14 protein-coding genes are annotated in these 17,980 nt (G+C 63.7%); 2 read left to right on the forward strand and 12 right to left on the reverse strand.

The annotated features are described in order from the left end of the window. Nucleotides 1-121 precede the first annotated feature (121 nt). From ACK1VC_RS08540 to leuC, 7 genes are all read right to left on the reverse strand, one after another. A complete protein-coding gene (locus ACK1VC_RS08540; protein WP_102690165.1) occupies nucleotides 122-2,875 on the reverse strand; it encodes a FimV/HubP family polar landmark protein in 2,754 nt (917 codons plus the stop codon). Between the two features lie 71 nt (nucleotides 2,876-2,946). Next, a complete protein-coding gene (locus ACK1VC_RS08545; protein WP_016485518.1) occupies nucleotides 2,947-3,951 on the reverse strand; it encodes an aspartate-semialdehyde dehydrogenase in 1,005 nt (334 codons plus the stop codon). Between the two features lie 446 nt (nucleotides 3,952-4,397). Continuing rightward, complete coding sequence (gene asd / locus ACK1VC_RS08550) at nucleotides 4,398-5,510, reverse strand: aspartate-semialdehyde dehydrogenase (RefSeq protein WP_016485516.1); 1,113 nt, start codon at nucleotides 5,508-5,510, stop codon at nucleotides 4,398-4,400. Between the two features lie 63 nt (nucleotides 5,511-5,573). Continuing rightward, nucleotides 5,574-6,656, reverse strand: coding sequence for a 3-isopropylmalate dehydrogenase (leuB, locus tag ACK1VC_RS08555; RefSeq protein WP_013971603.1), 1,083 nt, complete (start codon nucleotides 6,654-6,656; stop codon nucleotides 5,574-5,576). 54 nt (nucleotides 6,657-6,710) lie between these two features. Further along, the gene (locus ACK1VC_RS08560) at nucleotides 6,711-7,475 is read right to left on the reverse strand and encodes a class I SAM-dependent methyltransferase (protein ID WP_191087412.1); all 765 of its coding nucleotides are present in this window, start codon (nucleotides 7,473-7,475) and stop codon (nucleotides 6,711-6,713) included. Nucleotides 7,476-7,566: 91 nt separating this feature from the next. Then, complete coding sequence (gene leuD / locus ACK1VC_RS08565; RefSeq protein ID WP_016485514.1) at nucleotides 7,567-8,211, reverse strand: 3-isopropylmalate dehydratase small subunit; 645 nt, start codon at nucleotides 8,209-8,211, stop codon at nucleotides 7,567-7,569. Continuing rightward, nucleotides 8,208-9,641, reverse strand: a complete 1,434-nt coding sequence (leuC, locus tag ACK1VC_RS08570; RefSeq protein ID WP_016500870.1) for a 3-isopropylmalate dehydratase large subunit — start codon at nucleotides 9,639-9,641, stop codon at nucleotides 8,208-8,210. Before leuC ends, leuD begins: the two co-directional genes overlap by 4 nt. A gap of 131 nt (nucleotides 9,642-9,772) precedes the next feature. On the opposite strand from leuC, the gene ACK1VC_RS08575 reads away from it, so the two are divergent. Then, the gene (locus ACK1VC_RS08575) at nucleotides 9,773-10,651 is read left to right on the forward strand and encodes a LysR family transcriptional regulator (RefSeq protein ID WP_016485512.1); all 879 of its coding nucleotides are present in this window, start codon (nucleotides 9,773-9,775) and stop codon (nucleotides 10,649-10,651) included. A gap of 61 nt (nucleotides 10,652-10,712) precedes the next feature. Then, nucleotides 10,713-14,009, forward strand: coding sequence for a PAS domain S-box protein (locus ACK1VC_RS08580; RefSeq protein ID WP_191087411.1), 3,297 nt, complete (start codon nucleotides 10,713-10,715; stop codon nucleotides 14,007-14,009). A gap of 87 nt (nucleotides 14,010-14,096) precedes the next feature. Here ACK1VC_RS08580 and ACK1VC_RS08585 read toward each other — a convergent pair whose 3' ends face one another. The 5 genes from ACK1VC_RS08585 to ACK1VC_RS08605 all read right to left on the reverse strand — a co-directional run bounded on the left by ACK1VC_RS08585 (nucleotide 14,097) and on the right by ACK1VC_RS08605 (nucleotide 17,734). Beyond that, nucleotides 14,097-14,540 (reverse strand): Hsp20 family protein, encoded by a 444-nt coding sequence (locus tag ACK1VC_RS08585; RefSeq protein ID WP_016485510.1) that lies wholly within the window; start codon nucleotides 14,538-14,540, stop codon nucleotides 14,097-14,099. Nucleotides 14,541-14,703: 163 nt separating this feature from the next. Continuing rightward, the gene (locus ACK1VC_RS08590; protein ID WP_070086959.1) at nucleotides 14,704-15,675 is read right to left on the reverse strand and encodes a tRNA dihydrouridine synthase; all 972 of its coding nucleotides are present in this window, start codon (nucleotides 15,673-15,675) and stop codon (nucleotides 14,704-14,706) included. Nucleotides 15,676-15,725: 50 nt separating this feature from the next. Beyond that, complete coding sequence (locus tag ACK1VC_RS08595; protein WP_016485508.1) at nucleotides 15,726-16,160, reverse strand: acyl-CoA thioesterase; 435 nt, start codon at nucleotides 16,158-16,160, stop codon at nucleotides 15,726-15,728. Between the two features lie 185 nt (nucleotides 16,161-16,345). Continuing rightward, nucleotides 16,346-17,179, reverse strand: coding sequence for an alpha/beta fold hydrolase (locus tag ACK1VC_RS08600; RefSeq protein WP_191087410.1), 834 nt, complete (start codon nucleotides 17,177-17,179; stop codon nucleotides 16,346-16,348). Nucleotides 17,180-17,194: 15 nt separating this feature from the next. Beyond that, the gene (locus ACK1VC_RS08605) at nucleotides 17,195-17,734 is read right to left on the reverse strand and encodes a TetR/AcrR family transcriptional regulator (protein WP_016485506.1); all 540 of its coding nucleotides are present in this window, start codon (nucleotides 17,732-17,734) and stop codon (nucleotides 17,195-17,197) included. Between the last annotated feature and the right edge of the window lie 246 nt (nucleotides 17,735-17,980).

Genomic DNA, 17,980 nt, shown 5'->3' on the forward strand with positions numbered 1-17,980 from the left:
AGCGGCCTTGTGTCGCGATAGGGCCGCAACGCGGCCCAGGCGATGCTAGCTGGGTGGCTGAAATTCTGGGGCCGCTATGCGGCCCTATCGCGACGCAAGGCCGCTCCCACAGGCGCGAGCATCAGACCAGGCGAGACAGCATGTCCTCGGCTTCCTGGCGCTGGCTGTCGTCGCCGTCCTTGACCACTTCATCAAGGATGTCGCGGGCCCCCTGATTGTCGCCCATGTCGATGTAGGCGCGGGCAAGGTCGAGCTTGGTGGCCACTTCGTCACTGCCGGAGAAGAAGTCGAAGTCCAGGTCGTCCAATGGCTCGGGTTCAGGCTGCGCAATCGCATCGTCGCTGGTGAAGTGTGGCTCCAGCGATGGCGATTCGAGGCTTTGCGACAGCTTGTCCAGTTCGGCGTTGACGTCGTCCAGCTCCGAGGCAAAGCGCTTGGCGGCAGGCGAATCGTCTTCCAGCGACAGCGACAAGTCGAAATCCGACGGCATGTCGAACTCGGAGACCGGGTCAAACTCCGGCACGCTGTCGAAGGCAGCCAGCTCGGCGGCGATGTCCACCGGGGCCTCCTCCTCGGCTTGCGGGGCGGCCGGGGCAACCGGCTCAGTGACATCGAGGTCGAAATCGGACAGGTCCGCAGCAGGCTGTGGCTCTGCCTGGGCCAGCATGGCCTCGAAATCGGCGTCGGCGTCGGCTTGCAGTTCGGCATCCACGGCAAACGGCTGCTCTTCTGGCTGAATCGCTTCCAGCGCTGGCTCATCCAGCACAGGCTCGGCAATGACCAGCTCGTCGGGTACAGGTTCCTGTGCCGCCGGCTCGTTCAGCAACGGCGCTGCCAGTGGGTCTTCTTCCGGCAGGTCTTCACCCAGACTCAGGTCGAAGGCGCTGTCCAGATCCTGCTCATCCAGGCCCGGTGCATCGAGGGTCGGCACTTCTTCGAAGGCATCCAGTTCGGCTTCAGGCTCTGCTTGCGCCACAACCTCTGGCTCAGCCTCTACCTGTTGCTCGAACTCAGGCACCTCGCCAGGCACGACATCGGCAACCACCGGCGCCTCAGGCTCGTCGTGCAGCAGCTCCTGCACATACTGCTGATCCATCTCGGCAGCCAGCGCCGCCGCACCCAGGCCGGCGGCGGCCAGGCCGAGCATGGCCGGGTAACGTTCTTTCAGCCCGGCAACCTGGGCAGTGTTGTGCTCGCTGGCCGGCAGCTTGCGCTCCTGTTCGGCGAACGCGCTCTGATCACCCTGGCGGGCGTACACATCCATCAGTTTCAAGCGCAGGTCGTCACGCTCCGGCGCGGCGTCCACAGCGGGCTCCAGCAGTTCGGTGGCGCGATTCAGGCGGCCCTCGGCCAGGCATTGATCCACTTCGGCCAACAGCGCGGCGTGAGGGTCTGCGTACGGCTCAGGCTCGAGTGCTGGCTCGGCGGCTGGCGCTGCCACTTTTTCCGCAGCAACGGCAGCGGCAGCCGAGGCTGCGACCACGGCTGGCGACAGCGTCACGCTCGGCTCCGCGACCTCAACGCCGTCAAGGCTCTCGGTATCGTTGTCGAAACCTGTGCCTTGCTCTTCTTCCAGCGCCCGCGCCATGCGCAGGTGCTTTTCTGCTTCTTGCTGGGCCTTGCGCTTGCGCGCCAGCAGCCACAGCAACAAGGCCAGCACCAGAATGCTGGAGCCGGCAATCAGCCAAAGCAGCCACGGGTTGCCCAGGATCTGGTCAAGTGCGCTGCCCGACTGGCTAGCTGACGCTGGATTGGCGGCCGGCACCGGCTTGGGCGCGGTATCGACGGCAGCAGGTGCAGGCTTGACCGCTGGCTGAGCGGCGGCTGCCGGCTGGGCAGAAGCAGCAGCTGCCACTGCCGGAGCGGCTGCACCCTGGCCTTCCAGGCGCGCCAGCTGATTGTTCTTCAGCTCGATCAGACGCTGCAGCTTGTCCAGCTGGCTCTGCAGGTCGGCCATGCGGCTTTTGAGTTCGTCGTTGTCACGGCGGCTGGTGTCCAGGCTTTCCTGGGCCACGGCCAGCTTGTCGTTGAGTGCCTTGGCCTGGCCGGCACCGGCCTGGCTGCCCGGTGTGACCAGGCGCAGGTTGTCGCCCTGGGCGATGCGCGCCGGGGCGGCTTCGGCGGCGCCACGGCGGGTAGCGTCCAGCTGGCGGGCACGCGGGCCGAGGCGGCGGCCTTCACGCCAGGCGGCGTACTGCTCGGCCACCTCGCGGTTCGCCTCGCCTTGGGCAATGTTCTGGACCTGCTGCTGGTCGGGCAGGCGCAGTACCTGGCCAACCTTCAGCTGGTTGATGTTGTTGCCGATGAAGGCGTCCGGGTTCAGCGCCTGGATCGCGATCATGGTCTGCTGGATCGAGCCACCCTGGGTGTTGCGCGCAGCAATTTGCCACAGGGTATCGCGGCGCTGGGTGGTGTAGTTGCTGGCACCGGTTGTGGCCGGTGTGACATTGCCCGCCGCCGGCTTGTCGCCTTGCGCCTTGGCCTGGTCGAGCAACACGCTGTAGTCACGCAGCAGGCGGCCTTGCGGCCACATGACCTGGACCAGGAACTTGACCACTGGCCCCGGCAGCGGCTGGCTGGAGGTTACCCGCAGCACGCTCTTGCCGTTGGGGTTGATCACCGGTGTGAAGGTCAGGTCTTCGAGGTAGGTCGGAAACGCCACCCCGGCCTTGCTGAACTCTTCCGGTGGCGCCAGGCTCGGCGCCACTTCGGCGGCTTTGAGGTCGCGTACGTCGAGCAATTCGATCTCGGCGTCCAGCGGCTGATTCTGTGCCGACTTCAGGGTCAGCTCCCCCAGGCCCAGCGCATTCGCCATGCCAGACGACAGCGCGGAGGCTGCAGCCATGGCCAGAACCAGTTTGCGAATTCGAAGCATGACCTCTTCCCTTGTATGAATCGTCCCGAAACCTGCAAGCAGAGCAGGACAAAAGTGCTCGCCAGTATCTTTTACGGCATCTGTTTAATCAACAATTGTGCCACTTGCACGGCATTGAGCGCGGCGCCTTTGCGCACGTTGTCGGTGGTCAGCCAGAGGTTGAGCTGCTGGTCTTCATCAACACCGTGACGTACACGACCAACATAGACCACGTCTTGGCCCACTGCGTCACCGACCGGGGTCGGATAATCATCACGCTCCACCCGCTCGACGCTATCGGCTGCCTCCAGCGCTTGGTTGACCGCCTCCAGGTCGACCGGGCGACGGCTCTGCACAGCCACACTGAAGCTATCGCCGAAAAACACCGGGACTTGAACGCAGCTTACGGAAATCTTCAATTCAGGCATGCCGAGCAGCACCCGCAACTCGCTGACCAGGCGGCGCTCCAGCGCTGTATGGCCCTGTTCATCGGCGGCCCCTACCTGGGCCAGCAGGTTGAATGCCACCTGGCGGTCAAAGAAGCGAGGCTCCAGCGGCCGGGCATTGAGCAGCTCAGCGGTTTGCCGGGCCAGTTCGCTGACCGCTTCACGGCCTTGCGCAGACACCGCCAACGCGGCCATCACTTGCACCCGCTCAATGTCGAGCAGGCCTTTGAGCGGCGCCAGCGCGACGGCCAGGGCTACAGCGGCCGAGCATGGGCTGATGATGCGCGCTGGCAACGACAGGCCGGCCAGGCGGTCGGCGTTGGCTTCCGGCACCAAGGCCAGGGCGTCGTCCAGGCCACCGGACAGGTCGATCACCGTGCAGCCTGCCTGCAGCGCCTTGCCGGCAAAGCTGCGGCTGACGGCGGCGCCGGTGGCGAAGAAGGCCAGCTTGACCTGGGCAAAGTCGAAGCTGTCGACTTCGCGCACTTTCAGCTTCTTGCCAGCGAACATCACGCTGCTGCCCGCCGATTCCATGCTGGCCAGCAGGTGCAGCGTGGCGACCGGGAATGCGAGTTCTTCGAGGATCTGCACCAAGGCTTCACCGACGCTGCCGGTGGCGCCGACGACGGCGATGTCCAAAGGGTGTGTCATGGTAGGGATCCTCTTGCAGAAAACGGCGGGGGCGGCACTTTACTCGGATTGTAGGGTTTTGTCTGTGCTGGCCGTATCTTCGCCGCTGTGGGTTGCGTGAGGGCTAGCGGGGATGGTTTGGGATTTGCGGTGTTTGTGAGATCGAGCGCCGCCCGCGCGGCGCATCGCGACGCAAGGCCGCTCCCACATTTGTTTCGGGCCAGTCCATCCTGCGCCAGGCGCGCGCGACCGCCTTGTATGTACGACGCGATATCGATGCATGCGCCAAGGCCTACGCGCGCGAATCCCACAGGAATAACTGGCCCGAAACAAATGTGGGAGCGGCCTTGCGTCGCGATGCGCCGCGCGGGCGGCGCTCGATCTCACCGGCACCAAAAATGCTGTGGCGAACACTCAAAAAAAACCCGCACTGTCGCCAGCGCGGGTTTTTGGTCAAAGCAGAACGATCAACGCTCCAGCAGAATCCGCAGCATGCGGCGCAGCGGTTCGGCGGCGCCCCACAGCAGCTGGTCACCCACGGTGAACGCGCCCAGGTACTGCGAGCCCATGTTCAGCTTGCGCAGACGGCCAACCGGGATGTTCAGGGTACCGGTGACCTTGGTCGGGGTCAGCTCCTGCATGCTGATTTCACGCTGGTTCGGCACCAGCTTCACCCAAGGGTTGTGCTGGCTGATCATGCCTTCGATGTCGGCGATCGGCACGTCCTTGTTCAGCTTGATGGTCAGCGCCTGGCTGTGGCAACGCATGGCGCCGATGCGCACGCAGATGCCGTCGACCGGGATCGGGCTCTTGAAGCGACCGAGGATCTTGTTGGTCTCGGCCTGGGCTTTCCATTCTTCACGGCTCTGGCCGTTCGGCAGTTCCTTGTCGATCCACGGGATCAGGCTACCGGCCAGTGGCACACCAAAGTTCTCGGTCGGGAAGGCGTCGCTGCGCATGCTCTCGGCAACCTTGCGGTCGATGTCGAGGATGGCGCTGGCCGGATTGGCCAGGTCGTCGGCAACGGCTGCGTGAGTGGCGCCCATCTGCTTGATCAGCTCGCGCATGTTCTGCGCGCCAGCACCCGAGGCTGCCTGGTAGGTCATGGCGCTCATCCACTCGACCAGGCCGGCTTCGAACAGCCCACCCAGGCCCATCAGCATCAGGCTGACAGTGCAGTTGCCGCCGATATAGTTCTTGGTACCGGCGTCCAGCTGCTGATCAATGACCTTGCGGTTGACCGGGTCGAGGACGATCACCGCATCATCCTGCATGCGCAGGGACGAGGCCGCATCGATCCAGTAACCCTGCCAGCCGGCTTCACGCAGCTTGGGGAAGACCTCGTTGGTGTAGTCGCCGCCCTGGCAGGTCAGGATTACGTCGAGGGTCTTGAGTTCTTCAATCGAATAAGCGTCTTTGAGCGGCGCTGTATCCTTGCCCACGTTCGGGCCTTGGCCGCCGACATTGGAGGTAGTGAAGAACACCGGCTCGATAAGGTCGAAATCCTGCTCCTCCAGCATCCGCTGCATGAGCACGGAACCGACCATGCCGCGCCAACCGATCAGACCTACACGTTTCATCGCAACTACACCTTTGCTAAAAGTGGGCCGCCACCGGGAATTTGGGGTGGCGGGCCAGAGAGATTACAGATTCCGCAGCGCTGCGACTACTGCGTCGCCCATTTCCTGCGTACCAACTTTGCGGCAGCCTTCCGAGAAGATGTCGCCGGTGCGCAGGCCCTGGTCAAGGACCAGGCTGACGGCCTTCTCGATCGCCTCGGCGGCAGCCGACTGATTGAAGCTGTAACGCAGCATCATCGACACCGACAAAATGGTCGCCAGCGGGTTGGCGATGCCAAGGCCGGCGATGTCCGGCGCCGAACCGTGGCACGGCTCGTACATGCCCTTGTTGTCGGCATCCAGCGACGCAGATGGCAGCATGCCGATGGAACCGGTCAGCATGGAAGCTTCATCCGACAGAATGTCACCGAACATGTTGTCGGTCACCATCACGTCGAACTGCTTGGGTGCGCGCACCAGCTGCATGGCAGCGTTGTCGACGTACATGTGGCTCAGTTCGACGTCCGGATAGTCCTTGGCCACGTCTTCGACCACTTCACGCCACAGCTGGCTGGACGCCAGGACGTTGGCCTTGTCCACCGAGCACAGCTTCTTGCCACGTACGCGGGCCATGTCGAAGCCGACACGGGCAATGCGGCGCACTTCGCTTTCACTGTACGGCAGGGTGTCGTAGGCCTGGCGCTCGCCGCCTTCCAGCTCGCGCTGGCCACGCGGGGCACCGAAGTAGATGCCGCCGGTCAGCTCACGGACGATGAGGATGTCCAGGCCCGAAACGATTTCCGGCTTCAGCGACGAGGCATCGGCCAGCTGCGGGTAGAGGATGGCCGGGCGCAGGTTGGCGAACAGGCCCAGTTGCGAACGGATTTTAAGCAGGCCGCGCTCAGGGCGGATGTCACGCTCGATCTTGTCCCACTTCGGGCCACCCACGGCGCCCAGCAGCACGGCATCGGCCTTGCGCGCACGCTCCAGGGTTTCGTCGGCCAGCGGCACGCCATGCTTGTCGATGGCGGCGCCACCGATCACGTCATGTTCCAGGCTGAAGCCAAGCTGGAACTTGTCGTTGGCCAGTTCCAGCACCTTGACCGCTTCGGCCATGATTTCCGGGCCGATACCGTCACCAGGGAGAATCAGAATCTGCTTGCTCATGCTTTCCTCTATCCATTCACGCGGTGCGGCCAAACGGGCCCCACCGAAAAGTGCTTAACGCTCGGCCCACAACACCAGCACATCGGTGCTGAACGAGCCATCGGCCTCGATCTGGTAATACTGCCGTACTTCTTCACCCATGGCTTGCTGCAATTGGCGTATGGCCACGCGCATCGGCTCGGGGGTGCGCATGCGCTCGACCCAGCTGCTGAACTCCAGGCGCAGTGGCTGGCGCGTGTGGCTGCGCACATGCAGGCCGGCTTCGCTGACCTGACGCTGCCATTCGGCGGCGGAGTAGTCGCGCACATGGCTGGTGTCGCGCAGCACCTCGACCGTTTGCAGGTAGGTGTCGAGCAGCGGGCTGCCGGGTGACATCACATCGACGAACGCCGCCACGCCACCGGGCTTGAGCACCCGGCGCACTTCGCGCAGGGCCAGGCCCAGGTCGCTCCAGTGGTGGGCCGAGTAGCGGCTGAAGACGAAATCGAACGAAGCATCGGCAAACGGCAGGCGTTCGGCCGCGCCGCGCTCGGTGGTGATGTTGGCCAGGCCGCGCTCGGCGGCAGCACTGGCGACCACGTCGAGCATGGCTTGCGAAAGGTCGTAGGCGACCACCTCGGCGACCAGCGGCGCGACGTGGAAGCTGACATGACCGGCACCGCAGCCCAGGTCCAGCACGCGCGCATGGGCCTGCCCTGCCAGCTCAGCCTGCAGCAGGACGAACTCACTGCCCTGGGCGTGCACGGTGCTGCTGAGGTAGGCGCTGGCCTGTTCGCCGAACTGGCGCTGGACCACGTCGGTATGGTTGGTGCTGGTCATGGGTGCAGTCCTTTTGATTGTCATCACCAGTACCGGCCTCTTCGCGGGGCAAGCCCGCTCCCACAGAGGCCAGCACTCACAGCTACATCACTCAGGCATCACGGAACAGCCAAGGCTGGCTGGCGCGGTGCTTGCCTTCGAAAGCCTTGATCGCATCGCTGTCCTGCAGGGTCAGGCCGATATCGTCCAGGCCGTTGAGCAGGCAGTGCTTGCGGAACGCATCGATCTCGAAATGCAGCACCTTGCCATCCGGACGTGTCACGGCCTGCGCTTGCAAGTCGATGGTCAGCTGGTAACCCGGGTTGGCTTCGACCTGCTTGAACAACTCGTCGACTTCCTCATCGCTGAGGATGATCGGCAGCAAGCCGTTCTTGAAGCTGTTGTTGAAGAAGATGTCGGCAAAGCTCGGCGCGATCACGCTGCGGAAGCCGTACTCGTCCAGCGCCCACGGGGCGTGCTCACGGCTGGAGCCACAACCGAAGTTCTCCCGCGCCAGCAACACGCTGGCACCCTGGTAGCGTTCGTGGTTGAGCACGAACTCGGTGTTCAGCGGGCGCTTGCTGTTGTCCTGGTAGGGCTGGCCCACGTCCAGGTAACGCCATTCGTCGAACAGGTTAGGGCCAAAGCCGGTGCGCTTGATCGACTTCAAAAACTGCTTGGGGATGATCTGGTCGGTGTCGACGTTGGCACGGTCCAACGGCGCGACGAGGCCAGTGTGCTGGGTAAAGGCTTTCATGCTGCGCTCCCTTGGATCAACTCGCGGACATCGATGAAGTGGCCGGTCACCGCGGCAGCGGCAGCCATGGCCGGGCTGACCAGGTGGGTACGGCCACCGGCCCCCTGACGGCCTTCGAAGTTGCGGTTGGAGGTGGACGCGCAGTGCTCGCCGCTCTCCAGGCGGTCCGGGTTCATCGCCAGGCACATCGAGCAGCCTGGCTCACGCCATTCGAAACCGGCTTCGACAAAGATCTTGTCCAGGCCTTCGCGCTCGGCCTGGGCCTTGACCAGGCCCGAACCTGGCACGACGATGGCTTGCTTGACGGTAGCGGCCACCTTGCGGCCCTTGGCGATTTCGGCTGCGGCGCGCAGGTCTTCGATACGCGAGTTGGTGCACGAGCCGATGAACACGCGGTCCAGCTGAATATCGGTGATCGCCTGGTTGGCGGTCAGGCCCATGTACTTCAGGGCACGCTCGATCGAACCACGCTTGACCAGGTCGGCTTCGGCAGCCGGGTCCGGCACGCGCTGATCGACGGCCAGGACCATCTCGGGCGAGGTGCCCCAGCTGACCTGTGGCTTGATCTGGCTGGCATCGAGCTCGACCACGGTGTCGAACACGGCATCGTCATCCGACACCAGGTCTTTCCACGACTCGACCGCTTGTTTCCACTGCTCGCCCTTCGGCGCGTACGGGCGGCCTTCAACGTAGGCAACGGTGGTGGCGTCAGTGGCCACCAGGCCCACGCGGGCACCGGCCTCGATGGACATGTTGCAAATGGTCATGCGGCCTTCCATCGACAATTCGCGGATGGCGCTGCCGGCAAACTCCATGGCGTGGCCATTGCCACCCGCGGTGCCGATCTTGCCGATCACGGCCAGGACGATGTCCTTGGCGGTAACACCGGCAGGCAATTGGCCTTCCACGCGCACCAGCATGTTCTTCATCTTTTTGGCGACCAGGCACTGGGTGGCGAGCACGTGCTCGACCTCGGAGGTGCCAATGCCGTGGGCCAGGGCACCGAAAGCGCCATGGGTGGAGGTGTGCGAGTCACCGCAGACCACGGTCATGCCGGGCAAGGTGGCGCCCTGCTCGGGGCTGATGACGTGAACGATGCCCTGGCGTTCGTCATTCATCTTGAATTCGACGATGCCGTATTCGTCACAGTTTTCGTCAAGGGTCTGCACCTGCAGGCGCGACACCTGGTCGACGATGGCCTCGATACCGCCCTTGCGCTCTGGCGTGGTCGGCACGTTGTGGTCGGGGGTGGCGATGTTGGTGTCGATGCGCCACGGTTTGCGGTTGGCCAGGCGCAGGCCTTCAAAGGCCTGGGGCGACGTCACTTCGTGGATGATGTGGCGGTCGATGTAGATCAAGGACGAGCCGTCATCACGGCGCTTGACCTCATGGGCTTCCCAGAGTTTGTCGTAGAGCGTTTTGCCAGCCATCAGACTGTTCCTCATCAGCGTCTTTCTATGCCAAAGACCCCTTGGCTTGTACGGACGATGCTAGGGGGTTAGATTGAATAACTCAAATTCATAATTTTTATGCTTTGGATAACCCAAAGGAATACAACCCCATGGACCTGGCCAACCTCAGTGCCTTTATCGCCATTGCCGAAACCGGCAGTTTTTCCGGGGCCGCCGACCGGCTGTTCCTGACCCAGCCGGCCATCAGCAAACGCATCGCCGGGCTGGAACAGCAACTGGGTGTGCGCCTGTTCGACCGCCTGGGCCGCGAGGTCACCCTGACCGAGGCCGGGCGCGCCCTGCTGCCACGGGCCTACCAGATTCTGAATGTGCTTGATGATACCCGACGGGCGCTGACCAACCTGACCGGGGCCGTGAGCGGTCGTCTGACCCTGGCCACCAGCCACCACATCGGCCTGCACCGCCTGCCTCCATTGCTGCGGGCTTTCACCCGCCAGTACCCGGCGGTGGCGCTGGATATTCAGTTTCTGGATTCAGAACAGGCCTACGACGAAATTCTGCATGGCCGTGCCGAGATTGCCGTGATCACCCTGGCGCCCGACCCGCACCACCTGATCAAGGCCGTACCGGTGTGGGACGACGCCCTGGACTTTGTCGCCGCGCCCGAGCACCCGCTGGCCAACAACCGTACAGTCAGCCTGGCTGATGTGGCCCGCCACCCGGCGGTATTCCCCGGCGGCAACACCTTTACCCACCATATTGTCCAGCGCCTGTTCGAAAGCCAGGGCCTGACGCCGAACATCGCCATGAGCACCAACTACCTGGAAACCATCAAGATGATGGTATCGATCGGGCTGGCCTGGAGTGTATTGCCACGCACCATGCTCGACGAACAGGTTGCACCCATCGCATTACCGGGCATACAGCTGTCACGCCAGCTAGGCTACATCTTGCACACGGAGCGTACGCTGTCGAACGCGGCCAGGGCTTTCATGGCCCTGCTCGACAGCCACGCAGGGCCGGCCTGACCGGCCGTCAGCCCGGCATATCCAATTCAAGGACGCGTCATACGCCAAAGGTCTGGTACCGATGCCCAAATCAGCAAACCGCTTTTTGCGCCTGCCGCGTATTCCTGCGGCCGATCCCCAAGAGTCGGAGCAGGCCTGGCAGAACGCCCCACAACTGCTGGCCGCGCTCAATGGCGCGCGCCTTGGGGCCTGGCTATGGGACATCGATAGCGGCCGGGTCAGCTGGTCACGAGGCACCCAGGCGCTGTTCGGCTTCGACCCGCAGCGACCGTTGCCCGCCGATGTCGACTACCTCGACTTGCTGCCCGAGGAAGACCGCGCCCGCACCCGCCAGGTGTTCCAGGCCGTGTTCAACGGCGAGCCGGTGGAACAGGCCATGCGTCACCGCATTCGCTGGCCTGACGGCAGCCTGCACTGGCTGGAGATCAACGGCAGCCTGACCCACGACCAGCATGGGCGCCCGCAGATGATCGGGGTGATCCGCGAAATCACCCGCCAGCGCGAGCGGGAAACAGCGCTGATCAATTCGGAAAAGCGCTTCGCCACCCTGTTCCACCTCAGCCCCAACGCCATTTTGCTGACCCGCCGCCACGACGGCATGATCTTCGAGGTCAACCAGCATTTCGAAGACATTTTCGGCTGGCCTGGCAGCCAGGTGATCGGCAAGACCAGCCTGGAGTTGGGCCTGTGGGTCCACCCCGAACAGCGTCACCAGGTGATGGAGTCGACCCGCGCCAATGGCGGCCCGCTCATCATGGAGGTGCAGTTCCGTGCCTCCAGCGGCAAGGTGCACGACGGCATCCTCTGCACCCAGGGCATCGAACTGGAGGGCATCACCTTCCTGATCAGCACGTTCGTCGACACCACCGAACGCAAGCGCGCCGAGCAGGCCCTGAAGGACAGCCAGGAACGGCTGGACCTGGCCCTGGACTCGGCGCAGCTGGGCACCTGGGACTGGCATATCCCCAGCGGCATGCTCTACGGTTCGGCCCGCGCCGCGCAGCTTCACGGCCTGCCGCCCACCCCTTTTCACGAGTCGTTCGATGCGTTTTTCGAGGGGGTGCCGGAACAGGAGCGCAACTCGATGCGCCAGGCCTACCGCAGCCTGCGCGAAGGGCCCGCTGGCAACTACCAGATTACCTACCGGGTGCAGCTGGAGAACGGCATTTCGCGCTATATCGAAAGCCGCGCACGCCTGTACCGCGACGAACAGGGCAACCCGCTGCGCATGGCCGGCACCTTGCTCGACATTACCGACCAGGTGGAGCGCGAGCAGCGCCTGAGCGCCTCGGAAGAGAAGTTCGCCAGCCTTTTCCAGGTCAGCCCCGACCCAATCTGCGTTACCCGCCAGGACACCGGCCAGTTCATCGAGATCAACCCCGCGTTCAGCCAGACCTTTGGCTGGGGCAGCGACCAGGTGATTGGCCGCACAGCCGAGGAAATCGGCTTGTGGGCCGAGTCCATCGAACGTGCGCAACGTATCGAGCGGGTCATCCGCGAACAGGCCCTGAGCAACGTTGCCGTGGTGGTCAACCACCGCGACGGCGCGCCGCTGACCTGTGTGATCTCCAGCCGCCTGATCACCGTCGACGACCAGCCCTGCAGCGTTACCACCCTGCGCGACATCACCCAGCAACAACGCGCCGAGGCGGCGCTGCAGTCCAGCGAGGAAAAGTTCGCCAAGGCCTTCCACTCCAGCCCCGACGCCATCACCATCACCGAACGCCACAGCGGCCGCTACCTGGAAATCAACGATGGCTTCTGCCGCCTGACAGGCTACAGCGCCGCCGATGTGGTCGGCCACACGGTATATGAGATCGGTATCTGGGCCGATGACAAGCAGCGCAGCGCGTTGCTGGCCGAGTTGCGCGAGCGCGGCCGGGTGCATCACCGGGAAATGCTTGGGCGTAACAAGCGCGGCGATATCCTCACCGTGGAAGTTTCTGTCGAGCCGATCACCCTCAACGAAGTCGACTGCCTGCTGCTGACCGCACGCGACGTCAGCCAGTTGAAAAACGCCCAGGCGCAAATACGCCATCTGGCCTACCACGATCCGCTGACCAACCTGCCCAACCGTGCCCTGCTGATGGACCGCCTGAGCCAGCAGATTGCCCTGCTCAAGCGCCACAACTTGCGCGGCGCCCTGCTGTTCCTCGACCTCGACCACTTCAAACACATCAACGACTCGCTGGGCCATCCGGTGGGCGACGCGGTGCTGAAGATCATCACCGCACGCCTGGAAGCCAGTGTGCGCCTGGAAGACACCGTGGCCCGACTGGGTGGCGACGAGTTCGTGGTATTGCTCAGCGGACTGGAAGGCAGCCGTGAGCTGGTAGAGGAAAAAGTGCGTGAACTGGCCGACACGCTGCGTGAGCTGTTGGCCGAACCGATGTCGCTGGATGGCCAGCGCCTGCAGGTGACGCCCAGCATCGGCGTGGCGCTGATCCCCGACCACGGCACCACGCCGGCCGATCTGCTCAAGCGTGCCGATATCGCCCTTTACCGGGCAAAGGACTCTGGGCGCAACACCACCCAGTTGTTCCACACCACCATGCAGAAGGCCGCCAGCGAACGCCTGCGCATGGAAAACGACCTGCGCCTGGCCTTGGCCCGCGGTGAACTGGCGTTGTACTTCCAGCCGCAGGTGGATGCCCGCGACAACCGCATCGTCGGCGCCGAGGTGCTGCTGCGCTGGCATCACCCGCAACTCGGCCAGCAGCCGCCCTCGCAGTTCATCCAGGTGCTGGAAGAAAGCGGCCTGATCCTGGAAGTTGGCAGCTGGATCCTTGACGAAGCCTGCGATGCTTGCGCGCACATGCTGGCCGACGGCCTGATCGACGCGGATGATTTCAGCCTGTGCGTGAACATCAGCCCTCGGCAGTTCCGCCAAAACGACTTTGTCGGGCGCGTGCTGCGCAGCCTGGACGACTATCGGCTGCCACGACACATGCTCAAGCTGGAAATCACCGAAGGCATCGTCATCCAGAACCTGGAAGACACCATCAGCAAAATGCGCGAACTGAAGCACTACGGGGTGAGTTTTGCCATGGATGACTTCGGCACTGGCTATTCATCGCTGACCTACCTCAAGCGCCTGCCGGTCGATGCGCTGAAGATCGACCAGACCTTTGTGCGCGATGCACCGATCGACCCCAACGACGCCGAAATCGTCCGCGCCATTGTCGCCATGGCCCGCAGCCTGGACCTGGCGGTGATTGCCGAGGGGGTCGAACTGACTGAACAGCTTGATTTTCTGGAACGGCTGGGCTGTCACCTGTATCAGGGCTACCTGCACAGCCGGCCGTTGCCGTTGCCAGAGTTTCGCAAGCTGTTGCTGGAAGCGCCGGCAGACTACTGATCGCCTGGCTGCCGGCGCCTGCACGGTAGCGCGTCAGGAGCACAAAAAAGGGCACCCCTGGGGGTGCCCTTCTTCATCGCAGCGTGATCAGTTCAGCGCTGGTTTGTCGCCATTGATCGGGATGCGCTTGGCCTTGGCTTCTTCAGGCACGATGCGCAGCAGGTCGATGCTGAGCAGGCCGTTGGCCAGGCCGGCGGCTTTCACTTCGATATGGTCAGCCAGGCGGAACGACAGCTTGAAGGCGCGTTGCGCGATACCCTGATGCAGGTAAGTCACTTCAGCGGCGCCATTGTCGCGCTTGCCACCGGTCACGGTCAGGACACCTTTCTCAACCTGCAGGTCGAGGTCCTCCTCTTGGAAACCGGCTGCGGCTACTACGATGCGATAGTGGTCCTCGCCATGTTTTTCCACGTTGTAGGGCGGGTAGCTGCTACCGGCCTCATTACGTGCCGCGGATTCGAACAGGTCGTTGAAACGGTCGAAACCAACGGAATGGCGGAACAGTGGAGCAAGAGAGAAAGCGGTAGTCATGGTCATAAACTCCTGAGATTCAGCAAGTAAGTCATTACGCGACCCGACTTCGGCATCGCGTACTCAAAAGATATGGCCGAGGGAAAAGCTTTCAAGGGGCAATGATAAAAAAATTTGAAATCGGTGTAGCCCTTTTCGCGGGCATGCCAGCGAAGAGGCCAGCTCAGGCAACACAGGCCTCCAAAGCCTGCACCTCAACCCCCAGCAACCGGCTGATCCGCGCGCAGTCATCTTCCCGGCGCAACTCGGCAAACAGCACCACCGCTTCGGGGTAACTGCGGGTCAGCATGGCCAGCCATTGCTTCATCCGCCCCGGTGCATAACGCGGTGACAGTTTGGCCTGGGCCTGACGCCAGAACTCGCGCAACAACGGCAGCAGGTCATCCCAGCTCATCGGCTGATAGTCCCGCCCATCATGGGCTGCGGCAATCTGCAGACCCAGGTCCGGGCGCGATACCAGGCCACGGCCCAGCATGATGTCCTCGGCCCCGCTGACCTCACGGCACCGCCGCCAGTCATCAACAGTCCAGATCTCGCCATTGGCGAACACCGGTACCTTGACCACATCCTGCACCCGCGCCACCCATTCCCAGTGCGCCGGCGGCTTGTAGCCCTCGACCTTGGTCCGCGCATGCACCACCAGATGCGCCGAGCCCCCCTCTGCCAATGCCGTGGCACACTCAAGCGCGCCGTCGGGGCTGTCGAAACCCAGGCGCATCTTCGAGGTTACCGGGATATGCGCCGGCACTGCGCGGCGCACCTCCCGCACGATGGCGTGCAGCAACTCCGGCTCTTTGAGCAGCACGGCACCGCCACGTGACTTGTTCACGGTCTTGGCCGGGCAGCCGAAGTTCAGGTCGATCACTGGCGCACCCAGCTCACAGGCCAGCGCCGCGTTTTCCGCCAGGCACACCGGGTCCGACCCCAGCAACTGCACGCGCATGGGCACCCCCGCAGCCGTACGCGCGCCCTGGCGCAGCTCGGGCGCCAGCTTGTCGAACGAGGACGGCGGCAGCAGGCGGTCGCACACGCGAATGAACTCAGTGACGCACCAGTCGATACCGCCCACGCGGGTCAATACGTCGCGCAGGATGTTGTCAACCAGCCCCTCCATGGGGGCCAGGGCAATTTGCATGTCGGGGTCTCGGTGAAAAAGCCGGCAGTCTAACAAAAATTGTCGACGATTCAGGTGCCGATCAGCGCCGGACCGTAGCCATCTACGAATTCCGCCGGCATGCGCCTGGGCTTGCCGCTGGACAGCTCGATGCAGGCAAAGGTGGTGTGCGCACGCAGCAGGGTTACGCCGTCACGCGGGCGCTTGAGCTGAAAGCGCCGGGTCATGCGCAGGCGCTGATCCCAGTCGATGATCCAGGTGGCCAGTTGCAGCTCGTCATCCTCGTAGGCGGCGGCCAGGTAATCGATTTCGTGACGCACCACCGCCATCGCCCGATCCAGGCGCCGATACTCCGCCAGGTCCAGCCCCAGGCGCTGGGAGTGGCGCCAGGCGCAACGCTCCAGCCACGTGACGTAGACCGCGTTGTTGGCATGACCAAGGCCGTCGATGTCCTCGCTGCTGACGCGCAGGTCGATGACGAAGGGTGTTGCCAGGTCCCAGCTCATGTTCGCTTCCTTGGCACAAAAGGCGATTTAGCAGCGACCTGCAGGGCAATGTCCAGCCCCTGCGCAAGATTTACCGGCCTCATCGCCGGCACGCCAGCTCCCACAAAAACCGCGCAGGACTCCAGGTCTGCGCGGTACCTGTGGGAGCTGGCTTGCCGACAATGAGGCCAGCACAGGCAACACCATCAGGCGGTTTGCCGCGCTGGCTCGTCAGCCCGGGCCAGCAATTCGAGCACGGCTACACTCAGCCGCGGGTCGGCCAGCACCCGCTGGTGGCCGCCCTCCTCCAACATCAGCAAACGGCTATCGAACCAGGCCTTATGAATGACCTGGGCTTCATCGGCGGCCACGAGGGCGTCATCGGCGGCATGCACCACCAACCCCGGAAGCTCAAGCTGGTAACCGGTCACATCCAGCCGCGCAATCTGCATGCCCACGTCCCGCTCCACCTGGCGTATGAAAGCCGCCCGCGCCCGCGCCGGCATCCCCAGGCGATGAGCAAAGCCACGCAACACACCCAGCAGCCGCGCCGGGGCAGCAATGCTCACAGCCGCTTCCGTGCGCAACCCCATCTGCAGGGCCAGCAGCACACTGGCACCCCCCATCGAGTGGCCAATGACCGCACGCAGCGGCGGCAGCTCTGCAGCGGCCTCCAGCAGTGCCCGGGCAAACAGCACCACATTTGCCTGCTCGCCCGGCGAACGGCCATGGCCCGGCCCTTCCAGCGACACCACCGTGTGCCCGGCCTGGACCAAGGTCTCGATCAAAGCGGCAAACTGGGTCGGGCGCCCTTCCCAACCATGCATCAGCAACACGGTCGGCCCTTTGCCCCAGCGCAAGGCAGACAAGCCGAAGCGCAGGGTGATGCGTTCGGCGCTGGCCAGCGCGGGCAACTCCCATTCCCTAGGTGGCAGGTGGCGCGGGGTCATGAAGGCACGGCGCATCTTGCCCGCGACATGCTCAGGGGCCAGCCGGCCCAGGGTGCCATTGACACCACGAATCCAGCTCAGGGTAGTCATCGCCATGCTCCAGGGTTAAAGCACCGCCGATTTGGCGGCGCGCAGAATACGGTCAGAAAGTTCACCGGTACCCAAGGCACGGGCCAGGGCAAGGCCGCCAACCATGAGCGCCAGATCAGCCAGGGCCTTGTCGGCATCTTCAGGCCGGTCAACCATGGCGGCAGTCATCAGCTCGATGTGCTCAGCCAATACCTCGCGGAACGCCTCTGGCAGGCGCTGCATCTCGCCCAGCGAGTTGGGCAGCGGGCAAGCGTGCACTTCGGCATCCCGGTGCTTGCGCGACAGGTAAAAGGCACTGGCCAGCGCCCGCCGCCCTGCACCATCGAGGCTGGGGTCGATCTGGGCGAGCAAGGCGCGGCGCTCACCCAGCAGCTGGCGAAACGCTTCGAGCATCAGCTCGTCCTTGCTGTCAAAGTGGGCATAGAAACCACCGACGGTCAGGCCTGCCGCCCCCATCACCTGGCTAACGCTGGGCTCGGCCGGGCCGTGCTGGATCAGCGCACTGCGCGCTGCTTCCAGGATGCGTTCGCGGGTTCTGCTCTTCTTGTCGCTCATCAGGCATCCGCCATTCAAAATATGATGCTTGAAATATTATGCATATCATATTTTTTGGCAAGCAAAATTTTACGCCGCTGGTCAGCTGCGATTTTTCGGAAGGGAGAAAAAACAAAAGGCCCATTCAATAAGCGAATGAGCCTTTAAAATCCCGCAAAACGCGGGTAAATGTGGCGTCCCCTAGGGGACTCGAACCCCTGTTACCGCCGTGAAAGGGCGGTGTCCTAGGCCACTAGACGAAGGGGA

It is taken from the genome of Pseudomonas sp. XP2, assembly GCF_053557975.1.

What these genes read in the sequence shown, in the direction of transcription:
- ACK1VC_RS08560 (WP_191087412.1), bottom strand. Translation starts at nt 7,475, where the DNA reads ATGACCAGCACCAACCATACCGACGTGGTCCAGCGCCAGTTCGGCGAA.
- ACK1VC_RS08540 (WP_102690165.1), bottom strand. Translation starts at nt 2,875, where the DNA reads ATGCTTCGAATTCGCAAACTGGTTCTGGCCATGGCTGCAGCCTCCGCG.
- ACK1VC_RS08600 (WP_191087410.1), bottom strand. Translation starts at nt 17,179, where the DNA reads ATGACTACCCTGAGCTGGATTCGTGGTGTCAATGGCACCCTGGGCCGG.
- leuB (WP_013971603.1), bottom strand. Translation starts at nt 6,656, where the DNA reads ATGAGCAAGCAGATTCTGATTCTCCCTGGTGACGGTATCGGCCCGGAA.
- ACK1VC_RS08605 (WP_016485506.1), bottom strand. Translation starts at nt 17,734, where the DNA reads ATGAGCGACAAGAAGAGCAGAACCCGCGAACGCATCCTGGAAGCAGCG.
- leuD (WP_016485514.1), bottom strand. Translation starts at nt 8,211, where the DNA reads ATGAAAGCCTTTACCCAGCACACTGGCCTCGTCGCGCCGTTGGACCGT.
- ACK1VC_RS08575 (WP_016485512.1), top strand. Translation starts at nt 9,773, where the DNA reads ATGGACCTGGCCAACCTCAGTGCCTTTATCGCCATTGCCGAAACCGGC.
- asd (WP_016485516.1), bottom strand. Translation starts at nt 5,510, where the DNA reads ATGAAACGTGTAGGTCTGATCGGTTGGCGCGGCATGGTCGGTTCCGTG.
- leuC (WP_016500870.1), bottom strand. Translation starts at nt 9,641, where the DNA reads ATGGCTGGCAAAACGCTCTACGACAAACTCTGGGAAGCCCATGAGGTC.
- ACK1VC_RS08580 (WP_191087411.1), top strand. Translation starts at nt 10,713, where the DNA reads ATGCCCAAATCAGCAAACCGCTTTTTGCGCCTGCCGCGTATTCCTGCG.
- ACK1VC_RS08545 (WP_016485518.1), bottom strand. Translation starts at nt 3,951, where the DNA reads ATGACACACCCTTTGGACATCGCCGTCGTCGGCGCCACCGGCAGCGTC.
- ACK1VC_RS08595 (WP_016485508.1), bottom strand. Translation starts at nt 16,160, where the DNA reads ATGAGCTGGGACCTGGCAACACCCTTCGTCATCGACCTGCGCGTCAGC.
- ACK1VC_RS08585 (WP_016485510.1), bottom strand. Translation starts at nt 14,540, where the DNA reads ATGACTACCGCTTTCTCTCTTGCTCCACTGTTCCGCCATTCCGTTGGT.
- ACK1VC_RS08590 (WP_070086959.1), bottom strand. Translation starts at nt 15,675, where the DNA reads ATGCAAATTGCCCTGGCCCCCATGGAGGGGCTGGTTGACAACATCCTG.